Source organism: Alkalibacterium sp. MB6, assembly GCF_009935905.1.
Lineage (GTDB): Bacteria > Bacillota > Bacilli > Lactobacillales > Carnobacteriaceae_A > Alkalibacterium.
On sequence record NZ_PREX01000066.1, the window covers coordinates 1 to 1,117 of the forward strand.

At 39.5% G+C, this 1,117-nt stretch carries 1 protein-coding gene; it reads right to left on the reverse strand.

All coding sequences use genetic code 11. The features are described 5' to 3' along the window. Positions 1-108 precede the first annotated feature (108 nt). Positions 109-1,117, reverse strand: a 1,009-nt coding sequence (locus tag C3945_RS11685; protein WP_161879823.1) for an IS1380 family transposase, incomplete at its 5' end; no start/stop codon positions are given.

Sequence of the window (1,117 nt, forward strand, 5' to 3'; positions counted from 1 at the left end):
TATTTTTATGATTACAACGAACAGGATTGAAAGTTTCCCATTTTAAATCGGAATTTTGGACACACTTCTCCCGAGGTCTCCTTTACATTTTAAAAAATGAGTGCTTATTTAGATATATTGACGAATCCTTTGGATTTCCCTGAATACGGCATACAATTCTCTTTGATAAACATGAGCACTGGACAGTTTTAAATACATTTGTCTAGCTGTTGTAACGAGCTTACCAGCCACTTTAAACAAGCGTAGTCGGATGGTGTTCACTTGGATTCCGCGCCATTTCGAATCAAAACAGATGGTACGTAAGAAATTTACCATGTTATAAGCGAGTACGCTGATCATCATGCGTCCTTCATTTTCAAGGAAACCAGAACTATCCGTTTTATCAAAAAAGAAACTGTTTTTCGCTTCTTTGATATAGTTTTCCATGATGCCCCGATTATTATAGGTTTTAAACACTCTTTTGGCAGAGATATTCTCAGAAAAGTTTGTGACGATAAAGGCATGTCTAAAAAGTAATTCACCGACTTCGCGCGTTGAGCGAATACAGACACGTCGAGGGTTCGCCCACGAACCGGCTTGATAAGAAACCGAGTGGTAATAAACTTCTTTTTCATCCCATGGATGATGATTGCCTATGCACACAAATTGTTCAGCCAATCGGTATAAATTATTATTGGCTTTCAGCCGAATGACATACTGATTTTCGTACAACTCACACAAGTCATAAATAACTGGTGTCGCGAAACCACTATCTCCACGAACGAGGATATCTGTCGTAGGGACCACTTGGTTATAATGTTCCAACAAGGGCTCAAGAAATTCCTTAACGCCGTTTGAAGTATATTGATTGCCTGAACGAAGTTTCGCTTTTAAAAAATCACCTGTTAGCCCATCAAAAGCCACCAAAGGGTGGTAACCCGTTGTTTTATAATGAGCGTTGTATGCTGTTTGCTCTTGGTTGCCAAATGTATCCGAATGGGTAGAATCTAAATCGATGACCATATTCGTGTCATTTCGAACCAGACGTGCTTGATCAATAAGTGCTTGATTGAACACTTGGAAGCTATCAATTGTACCCTCTGTTACGCGCTTAAGAATTCGGCTGATGGACGATTGT